We start from the raw sequence: 20,248 nt of genomic DNA on the forward strand, positions 1-20,248 counted from the left end.
GTGCCGGGGCGGCGGCCAGCGCGGGCGGTGCAGGCGGTACCGGCGGTACCGCCGCGACCAGCCGCAGCGGGGCAACGCCGACCAGTACGAACACGGCCGTCACCGCCACCGATACCGCGCGCGGCAGCGAGCCGGTCTGTTGCAGGGTCAGCAGCCGACGCTTCAGGCTGCGGAAGTTCGGCGATGCACTGGCCACGCCTACCGCCGGACGCGGCGCCACGCCCAGCTGCACCAGCAGGCGGCCATAGTCATGGCGGCAGTGGCCATGCCCTGCCACCACGGCGCTGTCGCAGGCCTCTTCGCGCGCCAGCGCGTACTCGCGTGCCGCCAGGTGTACCAGAGGGTGGAAGAACAGCAGGTGCTGCGCCAACGCGGGCAGCAGCCCCCACCACAGGTCGCGGCGTTGCAGATGCACCAGTTCATGGGTCAGCGCCATGTCCAGATCATCCGCCGCCATCGCCGGCAGCTCGCGAGCCGGCAGCAGCAGCACCGGATTCCATGGGCCGATCAGCTGCGGCGAGGTGATCTGCGCGGACATCTTCAGCTGCGGCGCGCGTGCCAGTCCATGCGCTTCTGCAGCCAGCTGCAGCGCCTGCTGCAGGTTGGAATCCGTGCACGCCACGGCACTGCGCACCAGCGCGCGGCTCTGCCGATACGCGCGCAGGCTGTGCAGCAGCATCACCAGCACACCGGCGGCCCACAGCGCGAACAGCGCCGTCTGCCAGGACAGCGTGGGCATCAGCGCGGTCGTGGCCGCTGGCGGCGCCACGTCGACCATCACCCCGGTCAGTTCCATCTGCACCGGCACCATCGGCTGCGCAGCCATCGTGGCGGTGTCGATGCCCGGCGCGGGTAGCACGGCGAGTTCCAGCGGACTGCTCCAGACCAGCCCCAGCACTGCCTGCAGCGCAACCAGCCACCACAGCCGGCAGCGCGTGGCTGCGGGCAGGCGCGGCAGCAGCCGGCACACGCCCCACACCAGGGCAACCAGCACCGCACTCTGCACGGAGGTCCAGGCCAGGCGAGTCAGCAGTTCCATCATCGTGGTATCCATGGCTCAGCCCTCCCGCTTGCGCGACTGCAGCTGCGCGACCAGCGCTTCCAGCTCGGCCAGTTCGCTGTCGCTGACGTCGGCCTTGTGCGACATGAAAGCCACGAATGGCGACACCGACCCCTGCAGGGTCTTCTCCACGAAGCTGGCCACCGCCCCCTGGACCACGCTGTCCTGTTCGCCGGTGGCCGAGTAGCGGTACACGCCCTCGACCTGCTGGCGCTGCAGGTAAGACTTGCCGCGCAGGCGTTCCATCATGGTCAGCACGGTGGAGCGGGCCAGACCACGCTCCTCGCCGAAGCCGGCCGCCACTTCCCCGACGCTGGCGTCGTCCTGTTCCGCTATGTACTGCAGCAGGGCCAGTTCCTGGTCCCCAATGGTCTTGCCGCGCATGGCACACTCCGTTGACTACACGTGTAGCCACGGTGCCAGTGACTACAGTTGTCGTCAAGTGCCGGAGGGCGGAAGCCGACGAACGGTAGAAGGCGGTCACGACCAACGGTCGCGACCTACTTGGTTGGTCTGGATTACCCGCGCGGGCCGCCCATTACCGGCAGGATGACGCCGCTGATGTAGCTGGCGGTAATCGGGGAGGCCAGGAACACATACGCCGGCGACAGTTCCTCCGGCTGCGCGGGGCGGCCCATGTCGCTGTCCTTGCCGAATTCGGCCACGTCCGGTGCCTGCTTGTCGGCCGGGTTGAGCGGCGTCCACACCGGTCCCGGTGCGACCGCGTTGACCCGGATGCCGCGTGGCAGCAGCTGGCTGGCCAGTGCCTTGGTAAAGGCGTGGATGGCGCCCTTGGTGGCGGAATAGTCGATCAGCGCCTTGCTGCCGAACAGGCCGGTCTCCGAGCCGCTGTTGATGATGCAGCCGCCTTCCTGCAGGTGCGGCAGCACCGCACGCGCCATCTGGATGTAGCCGCCGATGTTGGTCTGCAGGGTTTCCTGCAGGTGCTCGTCTTCCAGGTCTTCCAGGCGCTCGCAGTGCAGCTGGAATGCCGCGTTGTTGACCAGGATGTCGATGCCGCCGAACGCCTTGGCTACCTGTTTGACCGCCTTGTTGCAGAATTTCGGATCGCGCACGTCGCCGGCGATGACCACGCAGCGGGTGCCTTCGGCTTCCACGTGCTGGCGCGTGACGTCGGCGTCCTCCTTTTCGTCCAGGTGCAGCACCGCCACGTCCGCACCTTCGCGGGCGAACAGCACCGCTACCGCGCGGCCGATGCCGGAGTCGGCGCCGGTGATGATCGCGCGCTTGCCCTGCAGCTTGCCGCTGCCCACGTAGTCGGGCGCGAGGAAGCGCGGGGCGAGGTCCAGTTCGTGCTCGTTGCCGGGCTTGGCAATGTGCTGGGCCGGCATGGTCTCCGGCTGCTTGCGGCTACCGGCCTGGGTGGCCTTCTTCGTCGCCTTCTTGCTGGCCTTCTTCGCCGCAGCGCGCGCGTCCTTGGCCTTTTCCTGGTCCTGCAGGCGACGCTGGCGTGCCGCCACGCGGGCCGCGCGCGGGTCGGTGGCGGCCGCCTTGCGGGTGGCGGTCTTGACCACCGGAGTGCGCTCGCGGACGGGCTTCGCATCCTGGGCGATGGGCTTGGAGGCGGAGGTTTTGCGGGTCTTTCTGGCGGTGGCCATGATGTGCTCCTTCAACGCGTGGCCCGTGCCGGGAGGAAGTGGCAGGGCACAGGCAGTGTGGCCAACCGCACCGTCGCAGCCGGTGAATGGCATGTCGCCACACTGTGTATGGCTTCATCCGCCGCATACGCGTGCGGCGGCATCGTGGGCACCAGAATCCCGCTGGAGTGCTGCCATGTTGCGTCCCCTGTTTGCCGTTGCCGCTTTGACCGTCCTGTCCGCCTGCAGCAGTACGCCGGTCGCGCAGGTGCAGCCCATTGATGGCGTCATTTCGGGCCAGTGCCACGTGGACAAGGTGCGCGGCGCCGTCGGCCTGGCCGCATCGGCCGCCACCGTCGAACGCGCGCGGGTGGACAGCGACAGCCTGGAAGTGGTGGTGGTGCGCGGGCAGCGCGCGGAGAGTGGTGCCACCGCGAGTGGTGCGGCGAACGCTACGCCGGGTCCGGAAAGTGGGGGGGAGCGGCTGACCATCGAGACCGGGCGTACCAACAACATCACCGCCGTGTTCTGCGGTTGATCGAGGTTGATGGGCGCGGTTGGACCGCTTGGGCCGACCAACGGTCGGCGCTACCGGGGCGCGGTTTCGGTTGCGGTAGCCGCGTGCGGCGGGATCAGCGGGCCTTGCGGGTCTTTTTCCTTGCCATGCGCAGGAACTTGAGCGTGGCCTGCTCCCATTGGCGGTCGCCGCGCAGGGTGGCCAGCTTCACCAGTGAGCCGGCGCGCCAGCCGTCGAACACGCTGGGGTCGATGTAGGCCTTGCGGCACACGGCCGGCGTGTTGCCGAGGCGTGCGGCCACCTGGCAGATGACCTCCTTCTGCAGCGCGGCCAGCGCGCGCTCGCTGGGCGACTCCGGCAGCGCGGTGGCCGCGAAATGACGCAGCGCCGCCACGGTGCCGCCCCAGGTGCGGAAGTCCTTGGCACTGAAGTCCTCGCCCATCGCGTCGCGCAGGTAGGCGTTGACCTGGCCCGAGTCCACCGGCTGGATGGTGCCGTCGTCGTCGCGGTACTGGAACAGGGCCTGGCCAGGCAACTGCTGGCAGCGTCGGATCAGCTCGACCAGGCGCTGGTCGTTGATCTCCACCTCGTGCTCCTGCCCCGACTTGCCCCGGAAGCGCATGCGTGCACGCCCGCCGCGCACCAGCTCCAGGTGGCGGTTGCGCAATGTGGTCAGGCCATACGAACGGTTGTCGCGGGCGTACTCGGGGTTGCCCACGCGGACCAGGGTCTCGGCCAGCAGCGCCACCACGATGGCCAGCACCTTGTCCTGCGGCAACCCTGGCAGCTTGAGGTCGCGGCGCAGGCGCCGCCGCAGTGTTGGCAGCGCCTGGCCGAAGGCGATCACCCGGTCGAACTTGCCATCGCCGCGCACCCGCGCCCAGTCCGCGTGGTATCGGTACTGCTTGCGCCGGCGCGCGTCGCGCCCGGTGGCCTGCAGGTGGCCGTTGTCCAATGCGCAGATCCAGACCTCGGTGTAGGCCGGGGGGATGGCCAGTGCGCGGATCCGGGCCAGGGTGGCCGCGTCGCGCACTGCGTGCCCGTCCGCATCGCGGTAACTGAAACCTTTGCCGGCCTTGCGCCGGGCGATGCCGGGCTGGTCGTCGCTGACATAGCGCAGGCCGGCCTGGCGGGCGGCGGCGACTTCGGGGGTGGCAAGGCGTGCGGGCATGGAGGCAGCGGCGGGAACGGGCCTGCAGTGTGGTCCGTGGCGCGGCGATGCCGCGTCAATAACAGAAGACAAACACCTCACGCGGCGGCTCGGGATATGCTCTTGCCCTTCCTGGTTTCCAACCTTCCGGAGTCTCGATGTCGTCCTTGTCGTCCCGCCGCGTGCTGCCCTCCATCGCTCCCAGACTCCTGGGCGCTCTCCTGCTCCCGACCGTGCTGCTGCTGGGCGCCTGCAAGGCGCCGCCGATGGACGAACAGGACGCGGCAGGTGCCCACGCACAGAAGGCGGCAGAAGAAGCCGCCGCGCCCGCCGATGCCACCGCGGGCAAAGCCACCGAAGCGCCACCTGTCGGCAACTGCGACGCCAACCAGGTGCAGAGCCTGATCGGCCAGGCCTATTCCGAGGAAATCGGTGGCCAGGCGCAGCAGGATGCCAATGCCCGCGAACTGCGCGTGCTCAAGCCGACCGACATGACCACCATGGAATTCGTGGGCGAACGCCTGAACGTTGAAGTGGACGAAAAGGGTGTAGTCACCGGCGTGCGCTGCGGCTGAATTGGCGGCACGGAAACCGGGCGGAACGCCCGCTTTCCAACGGGTTTGGTTGCGCCTGCAACGGTGTATTGCGGCGTTGCAGCAACTGTGCTCTAGTCGAAGCATCCGGTGCCTCCAGATGCGCTCGACGGATTGAGCGGGGACGAGTGTCGCCGCTCACCCGACTTAGAGGCAGAGATGGCCCCCCGCAACCGCCAAGGGCTTTACGACCCGCAAGACGAACGCGATGCCTGTGGTTTCGGCATGGTCGCGCAACTGGATGACCAGCCGTCCCGGCTGCTGGTCGACACCGCGATTGCCGCGCTTTCCCGCATGACCCATCGTGGCGGCGTCGCCGCCGACGGCATCACCGGCGACGGCTGCGGCCTGCTGCTGCGCCGCCCGGACGCCTTCCTGAAAGCACTCGCTGCCGAAGCCGGCATCCAGCTCGGTGCGCGCCATGCTGCGGGCGTGGTGTTCCTGCCGCACGATGCAGCCGCCGCGCAGGCCTGCCGCGACACCCTCGAACAGCAGCTGCGCGATGCCGGCTGCCAGCCGCTGGGTTGGCGCGTGGTGCCCACCGACCCCAGCGTGTGTGGCCAGCTTGCGCGCGACACCCTGCCGCAGATCGAACAGGTGTTCGTCGACGCCGGCCACGGCCAGGACGAAGCAGCCTTCACCCTGGCCCTGTTCCTGGCCCGCCGCCGCAGCGAACAGCAGCTGCGCGAACACGCCGACTACTACGTCACCACGCTCAGCCCGAATGCGATCAGCTACAAGGGCATGGTGCTGCCGGACAAGCTGAGCCGGTTCTACCCGGACCTGCAGCGCAACGACCTCGCCTCCAGCGCGATCGTGTTCCACCAGCGCTTCTCCACCAACACGCTGCCGCGCTGGCCGCTGGCGCATCCGTTCCGCATGCTCGCCCACAACGGCGAGATCAACACCATCGAAGGCAACCGGCGCTGGGCGCAGGCGCGCAGCAAGGTGTGGAAGACCCCGCGTTTCGACATCGCCGAGTTCGACCCGGTGATCTCCATGCACGGCTCGGATTCGCAGAGCCTGGACAACATGCTGGAGCTGATGGTCAGCGCCGGCATGGAACTGATCCAGGCGCTGCGCATCCTGGTGCCGCCGGCGACCCAGTCGCTGGAGTTCAAGGACGCCGACCTGGCCGCGTTCTACGAGTTCTACGGCCTCAACAGCGAGCCGTGGGACGGGCCGGCCGGCATCGTCGCCTGCGACGGCCGCTATGCGGCCTGTACGCTGGACCGCAACGGCCTGCGCCCGGCGCGCTGGATGCTCACCTCCGACCGCCACTTCCTGGTCGCCTCCGAAGCCGGCGTATGGGAAGTCCCGGCCGAGCGCGTAGTGCGCAAGGGCAAGCTGGGCCCGGGCGAGATGATGGCCATCGACCTCAAGCGCGGCGACCTGCTCGATTCCGATGCGATCGACCGCATCAACCGCGGCCGCGCGCCGTACAAGCAGTGGCTGCAGCAGGGCGTGACCTACCTGCAGACCGAGCTGATCGACCCGTCGCTGGTGGAAGAGCCGTTCGACGAGCGCACCCTGCGCAGCTACCACAAGCTGTTCCAGCTCAGCACCGAGGAAGTGGAGCAGATCCTGCGCCCGCTGGCCGAGACCGAGCAGGAAGCCACCGGTTCGATGGGCGACGACACCCCGATGGCGGTTCTCAGCCAGCAGAGCCGTCCGCTGTACGACTATTTCCGCCAGGCCTTCGCGCAGGTCACCAACCCGCCGATCGACCCGCTGCGGGAAGACTGCGTGATGTCGCTCACCACCCAGCTCGGCAAGGAGACCAACATCTTCCATGCCGGCGCGGAGACGGTGAACCACGTCATCCTCAATTCGCCGGTGCTCAGCCAGCGCAAGCTGCGCCAGCTGATCAAGATGCCGCAGTACTTGGACCGCAACCGGCTCATCGACCTGTCCTACAGCCTGGACGAAGGGCTGAAGGCCGGTATCGAACGCATCTGCGCCGAAGCCGAAGCGGCCGCGCGCGAAGGCATCGTCATGCTGCTGCTCAGCGACCGCTACCCGGTGGCCGACCGGCCGATGGTGCATGCGCTGCTGGCCACCAGCGCGGTGCACCACCACCTGTCCAACGCCGGCCTGCGCTGCGACGTCAACCTGATCCTGGAAACCGGCACCGCGCGCGACCCGCACCACATGGCCTGCCTGCTCGGCTTCGGCGCCACGGCGGTGTATCCGTACCTGGCCTACCAGACCCTGTTCGACCTGGGACGGCGCGGCATCCTGCAGCTGAAGAAGGGCGGCGAGCAGTCGCAGATCGGTCGCAGCTACCGCAAGGGCATCTACAAGGGCCTGTCCAAGATCATCTCCAAGATGGGCATCTGTACCGTGGCCAGTTACCGCGGGGCGCAGCTGTTCGAGATCGTCGGCCTGGATGACGAAGTGGTCGACCTGTGCTTCCCCGAGACCCCGTCGCGGGTGGCGGGCGTGGGCTTCGCGCGGCTGGACGACGAGGCCCGCGAACTCACCGTGCGCGCCTGGAACGACCTGCTGCGTCCGGACGTGGGCGGCGTGCTGAAGTACGTGCACGGCGGCGAATACCACATGTACAACCCGGACGTGGTCATGACCCTGCAGCGCGCCGCGCGCAGCGGGGAGGCGGCCGACTGGCAGCGCTACTGCGAAGCGGTGCACGGCCGGCCGGTCTCGGCCCTGCGCGACCTGCTGCAGCTCAAGGCGGCGCCGACGCCGACCCCGCTGGATGAAGTGGCCCCGGCCGAAGACCTGTTCCGCCGCTTCGATACCGCCGCGATCAGCCTCGGCGCGCTGTCGCCTGAGGCGCACGAAGCACTGGCCATCGCCATGAACCGGCTGGGCGGGCGCAGCAACTCCGGCGAAGGCGGCGAAGATCCGGTCCGCTATGGCACCAACAAGCGCAGCAAGATCAAGCAGGTGGCCTCGGGCCGCTTCGGCGTCACCGCCGAATACCTGGTGAATGCCGAAGTGCTGCAGATCAAGGTGGCCCAGGGCGCCAAGCCCGGCGAAGGCGGGCAGCTGCCCGGGCACAAGGTCAACGAGCTGATCGCGCGGCTGCGCTATGCCAAACCGGGCATCGGCCTGATCTCACCGCCGCCGCACCACGACATCTATTCGATCGAAGACCTGGCCCAGCTGATCTACGACCTCAAGCAGGTCAATCCGGATGCGCTGGTCTCGGTGAAACTGGTCTCGCATGCCGGCGTGGGCACCATTGCCGCGGGCGTGGTCAAGGCCGGTGCAGACCTGATCACCGTGTCCGGCCACGACGGCGGAACCGGTGCCAGCCCGGTCAGCTCGATCCGCTATGCGGGCGTGCCGTGGGAACTGGGCGTGGCCGAATCGCACCAGGCCCTGGTGGCCAACGACCTGCGCGGGCGCACCCTGCTGCAGACCGACGGTGGCCTGAAGACCGGCCTGGACGTGATCAAGGCGGCGCTGCTGGGCGCGGACAGCTTCGGCTTCGGCACCGCGCCGATGATCGTGCTGGGCTGCAAGTACCTGCGCATCTGCCACCTCAACAACTGCGCCACCGGCGTGGCCACCCAGGACGAGCGCCTGCGCGCGCAGTACTTCACCGGCCTGCCCGAACGCGTGGAGAACTTCTTCCGGCTGCTGGCCGAGGAAGTGCGCGGCTGGCTGTCGTACCTCGGCGTGCGTTCGCTGGATGAAATCGTCGGCCGTACCGACCTGCTGCAGCAGCTGGAGGTGGCACCGCGCCCGGGGGTCAAGGTCGACCTGTCGCGCCTGCTCAACCCGGCGCAGTACGCCGGCAGCCACTGTGCCGCGCAGCGCCTGTATGAGTCGCCGGACAGCCTGGCCACGCAGATGGATGGCCTGCTGGCCCCGGCCATCGCCGGCAAGCTGGGCGGCGAACACCGCTTCCTGATCCACAACACCGACCGCTCGATCGGCACCCGCCTGTCCGGCGCGATCGCCCGCGCGCATGGCAACCAGGGCATGAGCGATGCACCGCTGACCCTGCGCTTCCGCGGTACCGCCGGGCAGAGCTTCGGCGCGTTCAATGTCGGCGGCCTGCAGTTGGAGGTCGAAGGCGAAGCCAACGACTACGTCGGCAAGGGCATGGCCGGCGGCCGCCTGGTCGTGCGCCCGCCGCGCGGTGCGCGCTTCGAGGCGCGCAACACGGCGATCATCGGCAACACCTGCCTGTACGGCGCCACCGGTGGCGAGCTGTTCGCCGCCGGGCGCGCGGGCGAGCGCTTCGGCGTGCGCAACTCCGGCGCGCTGGCGGTGATCGAGGGCGCCGGCGACCACTGCTGCGAGTACATGACCGACGGCATCGTGCTGGTGCTGGGCAAGGTGGGGTTGAACTTCGGTGCCGGCTTCACCGGCGGCCTGGCCTACGTGCTGGATATCGACCGCGACTTCGTGGACCGCTACAACCACGAATTGATCGACATCCACCGCATTTCGGCCGAAGGCTTCGAGAACCATCGCCAGCACCTGCACACGCTGATCAGCCGCCACCGCGAGCTCACCGGCAGCATCTGGGCGCAGCAGATCCTCGACGAGTTCCGCGACTACGTCGGCAAGTTCTGGCTGGTAAAACCCAAGGCCGCGAGCATCGAATCGCTCACCGATTCGCTGCGCCGCGCCGCGTGACGCCACGCCGGTTTCCGGACCGGCCCACTATTCGGTAGCGCCGGCCGTTGGCCGGCACCAGGAAATTCCAGGGCCTACACATGAGCCGCAAGCACGCTTTCCAGTTCCTCGACCTGCCCCGGACCATGCCGCAGCGCATCCCGGTGGAACTGCGCACCTCCGGCGACTGGGGCGAGCTGTACGGCAAGTTCGGCAAGGAAGACGCCCAGTACCAGTCCGGTCGCTGCCTGGACTGCGGCAACCCGTACTGCAGCTGGAAGTGCCCGGTACATAACGCCATTCCACAGTGGCTGCAGCTGGTGCAGGAAAACCGCATCCATGAAGCGGCCACGCTGTGCCATTCCACCAACCCGCTGCCGGAAGTGTGCGGCCGCGTGTGCCCGCAGGACCGCCTGTGCGAAGGCAGCTGCACGCTGGAGGAATTCGGCGCGGTCACCATCGGCGCGGTGGAGAAGTACATCGTCGACACCGCCCTGGCCACCGGCTGGCGTCCGGACATGGCGGCGGTGGAAAGCACCGGCAAGCGGGTGGCGGTGATTGGTGCCGGCCCGGCCGGGCTGGCCTGCGCCGACCGGCTGGCGCACGCCGGCGTGCAGGCGGTCGTGTACGACCGCTACGAACAGATTGGCGGCCTGCTGCAGTTCGGCATTCCCAGCTTCAAGCTCGACAAGTCGGTGATCAGCCGCCGCCGCAACGTGCTCGAAGGCATGGGCGTGCAGTTCCGGCTGGGCGTGGAGATCGGCCGCGACGTCACCCTGGATACGCTGCTGGCCGACTACGACGCGGTGTTCGTCGGCACCGGTGCGTACCGTTACACCGATGGCGGCCTGCCCGGCCAGGATCTGAAGAACGTGCTGCCGGCGCTGCCGTTCCTGGTGCAGAACAGCCGCATCGTCAGCGGCAGCGACGCGCACGGCCGGCCGATCGCCGGCTGGGAAGACACCCTGGCCCTGCCCGACCTGGAAGGCAAGCGCGTGGTGGTGCTGGGCGGTGGCGACACCGGCATGGACTGCGTGCGCAGCGCGGTGCGCTTGGGCGCGGCGCGGGTTACCTGCGCGTACCGCCGCGACGAGGCCAGCATGCCGGGCTCGGCGCGCGAAGTGGCCAATGCCCGCGAAGAAGGCGTGCGCTTCCTGTTCAACCGCCAGCCGCTGTCGATCGAGGCCGGTGCCGATGACGAGGCGATCGGCGTGACCGTGGTGGAAACCCACCTGGGCGAACCGGACGCACAGGGCCGGCGCAGCGCGGTGCCGATCGAGGGCAGCGAATCGCTGCTGGAAGCGGACGTGGTGATCATCGCCTTCGGGTTCTCGCCCACCGCACCGGAATGGCTCACCGCGCAGGGCGTGGAAGCCGGCAGCAATGGCCGCATCCTCGCCGGCGGCAGCGGCCGCCTGCCGTTCCAGACCGCCCACCCGAAGCTGTTCGCCGGCGGCGACGCGGTACGCGGTGCGGACCTGGTGGTGACCGCCGTGGCCGAAGGCCGTGATGCGGCGGCAAGCATCGTGACGTTGATCAGCGCGTAACGCCGGCGGATATCCGTGGGCCGGCCAACGGCCGGCGCTACCGGTGAGTGGAGCCGGCGGGCAGACGCTACGGGTGATGACGACCAGGGCGGGTAGCGCCGGCCGTTGGCCGGCCCACGCAGCGCTGGAATCAGGCGGCTGCCCGCAGACCGGCGCGTTCGATCTCCAATGCCAACAGCAGCTGGATCTCATCCAGCTGGCTGCGGATGCGGGCATTGCTGGCTGCATCGGCGTGGTCGCATTCGATGTGCGCATCCAGCATGCGCGCCAGCCCCACCAGAAGCACATCGGCGTCGCCGCTGGCGGCATGGCGCAGCAGGCGCCCCAGCGCGCGGATGCGGGCACTGCGATCGTGGGCCAGCGTCTGCTGCACCGGCGAAACGGTAGGGGAAGCGGTCAAGGGCATGTGGGGAAACCTGGGTGGCGTAGGGCGGACGCCAATGTCGGTTATGACCCCTATGGGCGCCCATGCAACTTTTACGAAAAGGTGTGAAGGCGGGTGCCGGGCGCAGGGCCGCCAATCCAGAATGCGCCATAGAATGTCGCTTCCGGCTCAACCAAGGATCCCCATGCGCATCGGCCTGGCCGCCAATCGGCTGCACCACCACGACAAGCACGCCGCCCTGTTCCGCTGGCTGCGCGCCAGCGACAGCGGGCTGCGCGAGCTGGGGGTGGAACTGCATGCGGTCGGGCGCACTTACGACGCGATCCAGCGGCTGGGCTTCCTGCCCGACTTCCCGACCCTGCGCCGCTATCCCAACGGCCGCGAAGGCGGGCTGATGAAGCTGGTCGCCGAAGTGGTCGGCATGGGCACGCCCGAGCGCACCCTCGACGGCGCGATCTACCTGATGGATCCGGTCGACCCCTCCTCGGTGTTCCCCGAAGCCACCGCGCTCAAGCGCCAGTGCGTGATCCACGGCAAGCCGTTCATTTCCACCGTGGCCACCGCGCGCGACTGGGTAGAGGTAGAGCGCGTGCACGCCGGCCTTTCCGCTGACCCGGGCGCCCATGACCTGCATGCCTTCGAACAGCACACGCTGGCGCTGATTGCCCACGATGCGATGAAGCCGGCGATGCTGGCCTTCGCCGACGAGCATTTCGACCTGCTGTCGCGGTTCCGCAGCCGCGTCGGTACCGGCACCACCGGCCAGCGCCTGAACGAACTGGCCTGGAGCCGCGGCTGGGCCCGGGACCAGGAATGGGTCACCCGCTACCAGAGCGGGCCGATGGGCGGCGACGCGCAGATCGCCGACCAGGTGCTCGAAGGCCGCTGCCAGCGCGCGATCTTCTTCGAAGACCCGCACGTGGCGCGGCAGCACGAGGCCGACATCCAGCTGCTGGAGCGCGCGGTCACCACCGTGACCGATCAGGCGGTCTGCATCACCGCACCGCGCGTGGCGGCGCGGTGGGCGCAGGCGGCCGTGCTGCGCGCGCGGCCGTCGCGCTGATTTCGCAGGTCCCTGGGCGACGCATCCCCTGATTCCCGGCAGGCGCCCACCGATGCTGGCTGCGTGTCGCCGGGGGCGGCGAAGCCGTGCACGCCCTGCCCCCGTCGCCAGTCGCTCTGGCCACTGCTGCCATCGGCACTGGCGATATAGCTGCCGTGCCAATGGTCATCGCTTTCGCGTCGATCCATCCCGTGCGTGGCGATGCTGCCCTGGCGCCGCCCGGTTTCGCGGAACAGCAGGCGGAAGCGCTTGCGGTGGAACACGCTGCCATACAACCCGCCGCTGACCTCCACCCGTGGGCGTTCGCGCGCTGGCAGCGGCCGCAGGGGCCCTTGGCCGGTACGCCACTGCACGCATTCGGCCACGCCCTCCACGCGCGTGCCACTCTGCGACAGCATCACCAGGTACACCGCGTCGGCCGCGCCCCCCGGCGCAAGGCGGGTCAGGGTCCAGACCCCGGACACATCCGGCACGCGCGTACGCAGCAGCGCTACCGTGCCAAGCACGGCCGCGGCAAGCACATTGGTGAGCACGTCGAAGGCAACCGATGCCATCGTCGACATGGGCGTTCCGGGTGGCGGCAGACGCCGCCAGATTCCCGCGTGTCAGGCAGTGATCCCATGCAACAAGGTCGAAAGCAGCCACGCAGGGCGTGGCTATACAACCGGATGCGCGTGGAAAGCAGCCACGCAGGGCGTGGCTCTACGACCGGGTGCGCGTAGTGCCACGCCCTGCGTGGCAGACCCCACCGAAGCAGGCTTACAGCAGCTGCCGCAGCATCGCCTTGAGCCGGCGCCCTTCCAGCTGGAAGTAGTCCCGCTCGGCACGCCAGGCCGGGAAGCGCTGCTCCACTTCGGCCCAGAACGCCGGCGAGTGATTGGCCTGGATCAGGTGGCAGAGCTCGTGCACCAGCACGTATTCGAACGCCGACGGCCGCCCCAGCACCAACGCAAGGTCCAGTGCCATGCTGCCGTCCGGCGCCAGCGAACCCCACTGCGAGGACATCACCTTCAGCCGCAACCGCGCCGGCGCGCGTGGCAGGCTGGGCAGGTAACGCGGCAGCCACTGGCCCACGTCGGCGCGGGTCTGCGCTTCGTAGAAGTCGCGCAGGGTGCGCTTCACCGTGGCTTCGGTGCCCCGTGCGGGCAGGTGCATGCAGGCCCCGTCGTCGTCGAGCAGCAGGCGCGCATAGCGCCCGGTTTCCCAGCGCAGCGGCAACAGCTCGCCACGCAGGGGCAGCAGTCCCGATTCCCCGATCACCAGCGGCGGCGGCAGGTTCTGTGCCTGGTAGTTGCGCAGCTGGGTGGACAACCAGTCGCGGTGCTGCTGCAGGAACCGTTCGCCCATCGCCAGGCTGGCGCGCGGCGGCACGGTCAGGCGCACGCCGCGTTCGTCCACGCTGAGCTTGATCCGGCGCGCGCGCGGGTCGCGCACGCGCAGCACGTCGATCTCCGCGTCGTCCTCCAGGCGCAGGCGCACGGTATCGCGCTGCAGGGTCGGGGCGGCAGCCGGGGAGATCAGGCGGCGGAGGAATCCGGGCATGGGTACAGCATAGCGCTCGTGCTGGCGGGCAGATGACTGGGGACCCATCTGCGTAGAGCGGGGCTCTGCCCCGCTGACCGGATGACGTGCAGCGGGGCAGAGCCCCGCTCTACGGCGTGGGGGATGGTCAATCCGCCTTGCTGAGCTTGAAGGCTTCTTCCAGCAGCAGGAACAGGCGGCGCACCTCGCCGCTCTGCAGGGCGAAGCGGGCGTCCAGCTCAGCGCGGCGGCCGTCTTCGTCGGCGTGCTCGAGCTGGTCCAGGGCACCGTCGAGGAACTTCAGCTTGCGCACGATCAGGTCGTCGCCGAGCACGAACGACAGGTTGTCCTCGAACACCAGGGCCAGCTTGGTGACCTGCTTGCCGGCGTCCAGGTGCTTGTCGATCTCGTCGCAGCGCAGTTCCTGGTGCTGGCACTTGACCACCGCCCCGCCCTCGGCCGGGTCCTTCATTTCGCACTCTTCGCCCAGGCTCAGCCCGGTCGGCAGCGGCTCGCCGGCAATCCACCCGGTCAGGATCGAGCGCGGCGCCACTTCGGCGTTCAGCGGCATGGCCGGGAAACTGCCGAGCAGCCCGCGGATGTCGGACATCATGTTCTCGCCCTTCTTGCTGCTCGAGCAGTCCACCGCCACGAAGCCGTGGGTCAGGTCGACCAGGGCGTCGGTACGCGAGCTCTTCACGAAGGCGCGCGGCATCAGTTCGTGCAGCAGGTCATCCTTCATGCGCTTGCGCTCGCGGCCACCCGGCTTGCGCCCTTCCTTTTCCTCGATTTCCTCCAGTTTGCGCGCCAGCAGGTCGTTGACCACCGCACCGGGCAGGATCTTGTCCTCACCGCCCACGGTCAGCCACAGCGCGTCGCCGACGCGGTGCGAGAACACGGCCTTTTCTTCCCGGCCGAACGGGGAAATGAAACCGCGCGACGACATTTCAAGCGGTCCCACCGGCTTGAGCAGGACCTGCGGCAGCAGGGTGTCGACCTCGGAAAAATCGGTGGCGGCAGGGAAGCGGAACAGCGTCAGGTTGCGAAAGAACATGGAGATCCGGAATGAAGTCGTGAAGGGAAGTGGCGACGACAGCCGCGTGGCGCTCAGGCCAGGGCGCGGGCCTCGCCAGGGTCGGAAGCCGCGTCGGTCCACGCCGACGCGGCGCTGGGCGCGGCCGGGGTGCGGCCCAACGCCATGAAATCGAACAGGGCCGGGTCGGCCAGCTGCGAAGGGTGGATGTTGCCCAGCGCGCGCGCGATCTGGTCGATGCGCCCAGGGTGCTGCTGCTCCCACTGCTGAAGCATCTGCGCCACCTGGCGGCGCTGCAGGGTGTCCTGGCTGCCACACAGCGTGCACGGGATGATCGGAAACGCGCGCGCGTCGGCGTAGGCCTGGATGTCGCTCTCGCTGACGTAGGCCAGCGGGCGGATCACCACGTGCCGGCCGTCGTCGCTGCGCAGTTTCGGTGGCATCGCCGACAGCTTGGCGTGGTGGAACAGGTTGAGGAAGAAGGTGGCCACGCTGTCGTCACGGTGGTGGCCGAGCGCGATCTTGCTGAAGCCGTTTTCGGCCGCGTGCCGGTACAGCGCGCCACGGCGCAGGCGCGAGCACAGCGAACACATCGTGCGCCCTTCCGGGATCACGCGGCTGACCACCGAATAGGTGTCCTGTTCGATGATCTGGTACGCCACGCCGATCGAGGCCAGGTAGTCGGGCAACACCTGCGCGGGGAAGCCGGGTTGCTTCTGGTCCAGGTTCACCGCCACCAGTTCGAATGCCACCGGCGCCTTCTTCTGCAGCTGCAGCAGCACGTCCAGCAGGGTGTAGCTGTCCTTGCCGCCGGACAGGCAGACCATGATGCGGTCGCCGTCCTCGATCATGCCGAAGTCGGCGATCGCCTGGCCTACCTGTCGGCGCAGCCGCCGCGCCAGCCTGTCCAGCGCGGCCGCGTCCGCGCGCGGCGCGCGGGGGGCGGGATCGGGCAGCGGCAGGACGACGGACATCCCTGCATTCTACCGGCTCGCGGCCACGGCCATCGGTGCCTGGACGTGACTGCGTTCACTCCCGGTCGCGGTGCCGGGTGTGTATGCTCCGTCTCTGTGGATACCTATACGCCCGAGCAGATCACCCAGCGACTTGTCGTGCTCCGGCAGGAGCACCGCGAGCTGGACGTCACCATCGAGCGCATGGCCGCCAATGGCCATGACGAGTTCGAAGCCAAGCGCCTGAAGCGGCGCAAGCTGCAGTTGAAGGACTGCATCGCCAAGCTGGAAGACATGCTGATCCCGGACGAGCCGGCGTAAACAGGCAACCAGGCGTTCACGCGGACACGCATGGCGTGTCGCTACGCCGCTGTCGGCCCGTGCGGATGCGCCACGCATGTCCGTGCAGGGACGGCGACCAACGCCCTGCGTAGGGACACGCCATGCGTGTCCACGCGGCAGGTGGCGACCGGTAACGGTCGCCACCTCCTTCAATCCTGGGTAACAGGTTCCTCGGGTTTTGCCGCTTCCGGGCTCACCCGCTCGATGGTGTGGCGCAGCTCGCGACCGAGGATGAACTTCGCATCCTTGGCCCAGCCATCAAGGCGCTCGTCGAACATCAGCTTGCTGTTTTCGTCCGGCCACACCAGGCGCAGCTCGCGCATCTTCTGGATGAAGCCACGGAACAGGGTGCGGTCGAAGAACTCCGGCGCGGCCGGTGCATACAACAGGCTCAGGCGCTGCGCGGCCTGCTGGCACAGGCTTTCCAGCTCGGCCGCGCCCAGCGTGCCGGGGCCGTTCTTCACCAGCACCGAAATGGCGATGTAATAGCGCTCGAATGCCTGCTGCAGCGAATGGCCGATGGCACGCAGGCGGAACACTTCGTCGGTCTGCCCGGTGTTGCGCGCCAGGATGCCGCCATCGTCGTCGTTCACGTTCTGCAGCAGGCCTTCGCGCACGAATACCGCGATGGTCTGCTCGATGCGCTGGGCGAACTGGTCCTCGGTCCACGGCAGGAACAGCTCGGCCTGCAGGAACGGGTAGACGGTCCGACCCAGCTGCACCAGCCCGGTGCGGCTCATGCGGCGGTTGTTCTGGAAGCAGCACGCCACCCACGACGAGGCGGTGAACAGGTGGATGACGTTGTTGCGGAAGTAGCTCAGCAGCACCGCGGTGTCGCCGCTCACGCTGAGCACATCGCCCAGCGGGTGCTTGACCCGGGTCAGGACGTTGATTTCCTCGGCGTGCGCGATGATCCGCTCCGGCGAATGCGGGGTCACGGTGACCCGGTCCGAGTACGGCATTTCGGCCAGCAGGGTCTTGCACAGTTCGATCTGCGCGATCAGATCGGCTTCGCCCATCGCATGCTTGGGCGTGGACAGCAGCGCCAGCGCCAGCAGGTTGATCGGGTTCACGTCGGCCGCGCCGTTGATGTGCACCTGGATGCGTTCGGCCAGGTGGTCCACCGTGCCCGACAGCCACGCTGGCTTCTCGTCTTCGCCGACCGGCGCGCCGTCCCACTCCGGTGCCTGGCGGGCCAGCACGTCGTTGAGTGCGATCGGCTCGCCGAAGTTCACCACCACCTGCCCATAGTTCTGCTTGAGCACCTTGGGAATGGACCACAGCAGCTGCCAGATCGATTCCTTCTCCTTCGGCCGCCCGGACAGTTCGTCCAGGTAGCTGCCGCCTTCCATCAGCTTTTCGTAGCCGATGTACACCGGCTGGAACAGCACCGGCTTGCGCGGCTGGCGCAGGAACGCACGCAGCGTCATCGAGATCATGCCGCCCTTGGGCTGCAGCAGGCGCCCGGTGCGCGAGCGCCCGCCTTCGACGAAGTACTCGATCGAGTAGCCACCGGCCACCAGCTGCGCCACGTATTCGCTCAGCACCGCCGAGTACAGCGCATTGCCGCGGATCGAGCGGCGGATGAAGAACGCGCCGCCCTTGCGCAGCAGCGTGCCCACCACCGGCAGGTTCAGGTTGATGCCGGCCACGATGTGCGGCGGCACGATGCCACGGTCGTACAGCAGGTAGGACAGCAGCAGGTAGTCCATGTGGCTGCGGTGGCTGGGCACGTAGACCACTTCATGGCCCGGTGCGGCGGCCTTGAACTTGTCCAGATGGTGCACCAGCACGCCGGCGTAGATCCGGTTCCAGACATGGCTGAGCATGAAGCTGGCCGAACGCACCACCGGGCTGGAATAGTCGGCGGCGATTTCCCAGGCGTAGGCGTGGGCCTTCTTCCAGGCATCGGCCGGCTTGGAGTTGTCCCGCTTGGCCTGCGACGCGATGGCCTCGCGCACCGTGTCCGCTTCCAGCACCTTGTCCACCAGCAGGCGGCGGGTGGACAGGTCGGGCCCGATCACCGATTCGCGGATGCGGCGGAAGTGGGTGCGCAGGACGCGCTGGAGCTTGCGCACCGTGCGTTCGGGGTCCAGCCCCTCGTCCACGGTGGCGCGCAGCGAGATCGGCGGCGCGAAGCGCACGATGGTGCTGCGGCCGTTGAGCAGCACCGCCAGCAGGCGGCGGAAGCGGCCCACCAGCGCCCAGTTTTCCGAGAACAGCACTGCGAACCAGCCGCTCTGCTTGTCCGGCGCACGGCCGACGAAGATCGACACCGGGACCAGGTTCACGTCCAGCTCGCCGCGGGCGCGGTGGGCCTGCAGCACCTTGGCCAGGGAATCGGAGTGGGTCTTGGCGCCCCGCTGTTCGGGGATCAGCGAGTTGCTGCTGCTCCGCCGCGACAGCGCCAGGTAGGCGCGCCTGCGCCCGGTCGGGTCGCCGGCGATGGGCACCAGCGGTGACGGCAGGCCGGCCTCGCGGCAGGCCTTGTCCAGGATCAGCGCGTTGGAGAGGCCGTAGTCTTCCAGCACGTACACCACCGGGCGGCCGTCATCGTACTGGCCGGGGTGTTCGGGTTCGATCTTCAGCGCCAGCCACGGTTCGACCAGCCGGCCGAGCAGGCGCGCCCACCAGGGGCGGCGGCCGGACGGGGTGCGGGCGACCGCGGCGACCGGGCTGGGCACGATCGCGGCGGGATCGGCAGGGTCCACCGACGCGCTCACGGCGTCGGGCGACGCGGACGGGGCGTCCGGCGTCCTGGGCGGCTCTTCGCCGGGAAAAGGCAGGGGATTCTGGTTCGGCATCGGCTTCATTATGGCTTAGCCGGTGCGGAAGCACCGTCCTTGACGTCCGCGTCGCCCTCTGCTTCGGCAGCATTCCGCGCGTCTTGTTCAGCTTTCGCGGCCTCGGCGGCGGCTGCGTCGGCCGCAGCCAGCAGCGCGTCGGTCTCTTCCAGGGTGCGCGACAGATACCAGTGGCCGTCGCGGCGGGTCATGCGCACCTGGGCTTCGATCTGTTCGCCGGCCAACGGGTACTGGATCCGCAGCACGGCGGTGTCGCCCTGCTGCGACACCACTTCGCCACGGAGCCCGGTCATGGCCTCGTCGAGCGACAGCCCGTAGCTGGCCAAGGCGGTCTTGAAGGCCTTGGCGAACGGCGCCAGCCGGCGCAGGCTGCCTTCCATGCCGGCCGCCTGCAGCTGGGCGTCGGTGGACAGCCCGGCGGTGCGTGCGGTGGCGGTCAGCAGGGTGATCGTGGTCCGGGCGCGCTGCTTGTCGGTCAGCGGCGCGGCGGCGGCCCAGCGGCTCAGCGCGTCCACCACCTGGCTGTAGTGGGCGCGTTCGGTGTCGCTGTAGTCGGTCTGGTTGCGCAGGTACTGCACGCCGAACAGCCCCATAGAGTGGGCGGCCTGGCGCACCCCGGTGGCCTGCCCGGCAATCTGCGCGTCGAACGAGCGCTGCAGGCGCTGCGCTGCGTCCGGCGCGGACAGCGCGGCCAGCATCGGCAGCAGTTGTCCGTCCAGCGGCAGGTCGGTCAGCGGCCAGCGGCTGTGGCCGTTGGCCCAGGCGGCCTGCAAGCGGGTGTACTGGGCCGGCGGCACCGATGCGCGGGCATAGCCGATCAGGTCGTTGTCGGCGACGTGGCGGGCGATCTGCTGCAGCGCCGCGACCGGTTCGGCCGCCGGCGCGTCCGGATCGATCGCATCGCGCTTGCACGCCCCCAGCGCCAGCAGGCCACACAGCGACAGTGACATCACCCAGGGTCGGTAGCGCCCTGTCATCAATGGCATGGACATGAATTCGGACTTCCCCGGACCGGTCCGCATCTTGCGGCCTGCGCCCCCGCAGCGGCAAGCCACCCTGCCCGCCCGGGCAGGCAGGGTGTCTACAACC

17 protein-coding genes are annotated in these 20,248 nt (G+C 68.8%); 6 read left to right on the forward strand and 11 right to left on the reverse strand.

The window, feature by feature from the left end:
• From RWO33_RS09535 to RWO33_RS09545, 3 genes are all read right to left on the reverse strand, one after another.
• Positions 1–1,054 (reverse strand): M56 family metallopeptidase (locus RWO33_RS09535; RefSeq protein ID WP_314104630.1); only part of this gene is annotated, 1,054 nt, incomplete at its 3' end.
• 3 nt (positions 1,055–1,057) lie between these two features.
• On the reverse strand, positions 1,058–1,444 hold the full coding sequence (locus RWO33_RS09540; RefSeq protein WP_145480636.1) for a BlaI/MecI/CopY family transcriptional regulator: 387 nt from the start codon (positions 1,442–1,444) through the stop codon (positions 1,058–1,060).
• Positions 1,445–1,578: 134 nt separating this feature from the next.
• Entirely contained in the window at positions 1,579–2,679 is a 1,101-nt protein-coding gene (locus RWO33_RS09545; protein ID WP_314104632.1) for an SDR family oxidoreductase, read from the reverse strand.
• Positions 2,680–2,854: 175 nt separating this feature from the next.
• Here RWO33_RS09545 and RWO33_RS09550 point away from each other — a divergent pair, with 175 nt between their 5' ends.
• The gene (locus RWO33_RS09550; RefSeq protein WP_314104634.1) at positions 2,855–3,196 is read left to right on the forward strand and encodes a hypothetical protein; all 342 of its coding nucleotides are present in this window, start codon (positions 2,855–2,857) and stop codon (positions 3,194–3,196) included.
• A gap of 94 nt (positions 3,197–3,290) precedes the next feature.
• On the opposite strand, the gene RWO33_RS09555 is transcribed toward RWO33_RS09550, so the two are convergent.
• Positions 3,291–4,346 (reverse strand): DNA topoisomerase IB, encoded by a 1,056-nt coding sequence (locus tag RWO33_RS09555; RefSeq protein WP_145480630.1) that lies wholly within the window; start codon positions 4,344–4,346, stop codon positions 3,291–3,293.
• A 137-nt stretch (positions 4,347–4,483) separates the two neighbouring features.
• On the opposite strand from RWO33_RS09555, the gene RWO33_RS09560 reads away from it, so the two are divergent.
• The 3 genes from RWO33_RS09560 (at position 4,484) to RWO33_RS09570 (ending at position 11,058) form a co-directional block, all read left to right on the forward strand.
• Positions 4,484–4,900, forward strand: coding sequence for an I78 family peptidase inhibitor (locus RWO33_RS09560; RefSeq protein WP_145480628.1), 417 nt, complete (start codon positions 4,484–4,486; stop codon positions 4,898–4,900).
• Positions 4,901–5,077: 177 nt separating this feature from the next.
• Positions 5,078–9,532: a glutamate synthase large subunit gene (gltB, locus tag RWO33_RS09565; protein WP_314104637.1), complete on the forward strand. Its 4,455-nt coding sequence runs from the start codon at positions 5,078–5,080 to the stop codon at positions 9,530–9,532.
• 80 nt (positions 9,533–9,612) lie between these two features.
• Positions 9,613–11,058, forward strand: a complete 1,446-nt coding sequence (locus tag RWO33_RS09570; RefSeq protein WP_314104639.1) for an FAD-dependent oxidoreductase — start codon at positions 9,613–9,615, stop codon at positions 11,056–11,058.
• A 130-nt stretch (positions 11,059–11,188) separates the two neighbouring features.
• On the opposite strand, the gene RWO33_RS09575 is transcribed toward RWO33_RS09570, so the two are convergent.
• Positions 11,189–11,464 carry a hypothetical protein gene (locus tag RWO33_RS09575; RefSeq protein WP_314104641.1) on the reverse strand — a complete coding sequence of 92 codons (276 nt, stop codon included), beginning with the start codon at positions 11,462–11,464 and terminating at the stop codon, positions 11,189–11,191.
• A gap of 163 nt (positions 11,465–11,627) precedes the next feature.
• Between RWO33_RS09575 and RWO33_RS09580 the strand changes: the two genes are divergently transcribed.
• Complete coding sequence (locus RWO33_RS09580; protein WP_314104643.1) at positions 11,628–12,506, forward strand: methylglyoxal synthase; 879 nt, start codon at positions 11,628–11,630, stop codon at positions 12,504–12,506.
• Here RWO33_RS09580 and RWO33_RS09585 read toward each other — a convergent pair.
• From RWO33_RS09585 to ttcA, 4 genes are all read right to left on the reverse strand, one after another.
• A complete protein-coding gene (locus RWO33_RS09585) occupies positions 12,425–13,069 on the reverse strand; it encodes a hypothetical protein (RefSeq protein WP_314104645.1) in 645 nt (214 codons plus the stop codon). The two genes, RWO33_RS09580 and RWO33_RS09585, sit on opposite strands and share 82 nt — an antisense overlap.
• A gap of 196 nt (positions 13,070–13,265) precedes the next feature.
• A complete protein-coding gene (locus RWO33_RS09590; RefSeq protein ID WP_314104647.1) occupies positions 13,266–14,048 on the reverse strand; it encodes a SprT family zinc-dependent metalloprotease in 783 nt (260 codons plus the stop codon).
• A 127-nt stretch (positions 14,049–14,175) separates the two neighbouring features.
• Positions 14,176–15,081, reverse strand: a complete 906-nt coding sequence (locus RWO33_RS09595; RefSeq protein ID WP_145480613.1) for a recombination-associated protein RdgC — start codon at positions 15,079–15,081, stop codon at positions 14,176–14,178.
• A gap of 53 nt (positions 15,082–15,134) precedes the next feature.
• Positions 15,135–16,034 carry a tRNA 2-thiocytidine(32) synthetase TtcA gene (ttcA, locus tag RWO33_RS09600; protein WP_314104651.1) on the reverse strand — a complete coding sequence of 300 codons (900 nt, stop codon included), beginning with the start codon at positions 16,032–16,034 and terminating at the stop codon, positions 15,135–15,137.
• A 96-nt stretch (positions 16,035–16,130) separates the two neighbouring features.
• Between ttcA and RWO33_RS09605 the strand changes: the two genes are divergently transcribed.
• Positions 16,131–16,334 (forward strand): DUF465 domain-containing protein, encoded by a 204-nt coding sequence (locus RWO33_RS09605; protein ID WP_145480609.1) that lies wholly within the window; start codon positions 16,131–16,133, stop codon positions 16,332–16,334.
• Positions 16,335–16,504: 170 nt separating this feature from the next.
• On the opposite strand, the gene plsB is transcribed toward RWO33_RS09605, so the two are convergent.
• Together plsB and RWO33_RS09615 are read right to left on the reverse strand one after the other, a co-directional pair.
• Positions 16,505–19,168 carry a glycerol-3-phosphate 1-O-acyltransferase PlsB gene (gene plsB / locus RWO33_RS09610; RefSeq protein ID WP_145480607.1) on the reverse strand — a complete coding sequence of 888 codons (2,664 nt, stop codon included), beginning with the start codon at positions 19,166–19,168 and terminating at the stop codon, positions 16,505–16,507.
• Positions 19,168–20,151: a hypothetical protein gene (locus RWO33_RS09615; RefSeq protein WP_314104654.1), complete on the reverse strand. Its 984-nt coding sequence runs from the start codon at positions 20,149–20,151 to the stop codon at positions 19,168–19,170. Before RWO33_RS09615 ends, plsB begins: the two co-directional genes overlap by 1 nt.
• Positions 20,152–20,248: the final 97 nt, after the last annotated feature.

This window comes from uncultured Stenotrophomonas sp. (assembly GCF_963519925.1).
Lineage (GTDB): Bacteria > Pseudomonadota > Gammaproteobacteria > Xanthomonadales > Xanthomonadaceae > Stenotrophomonas > Stenotrophomonas maltophilia_AE.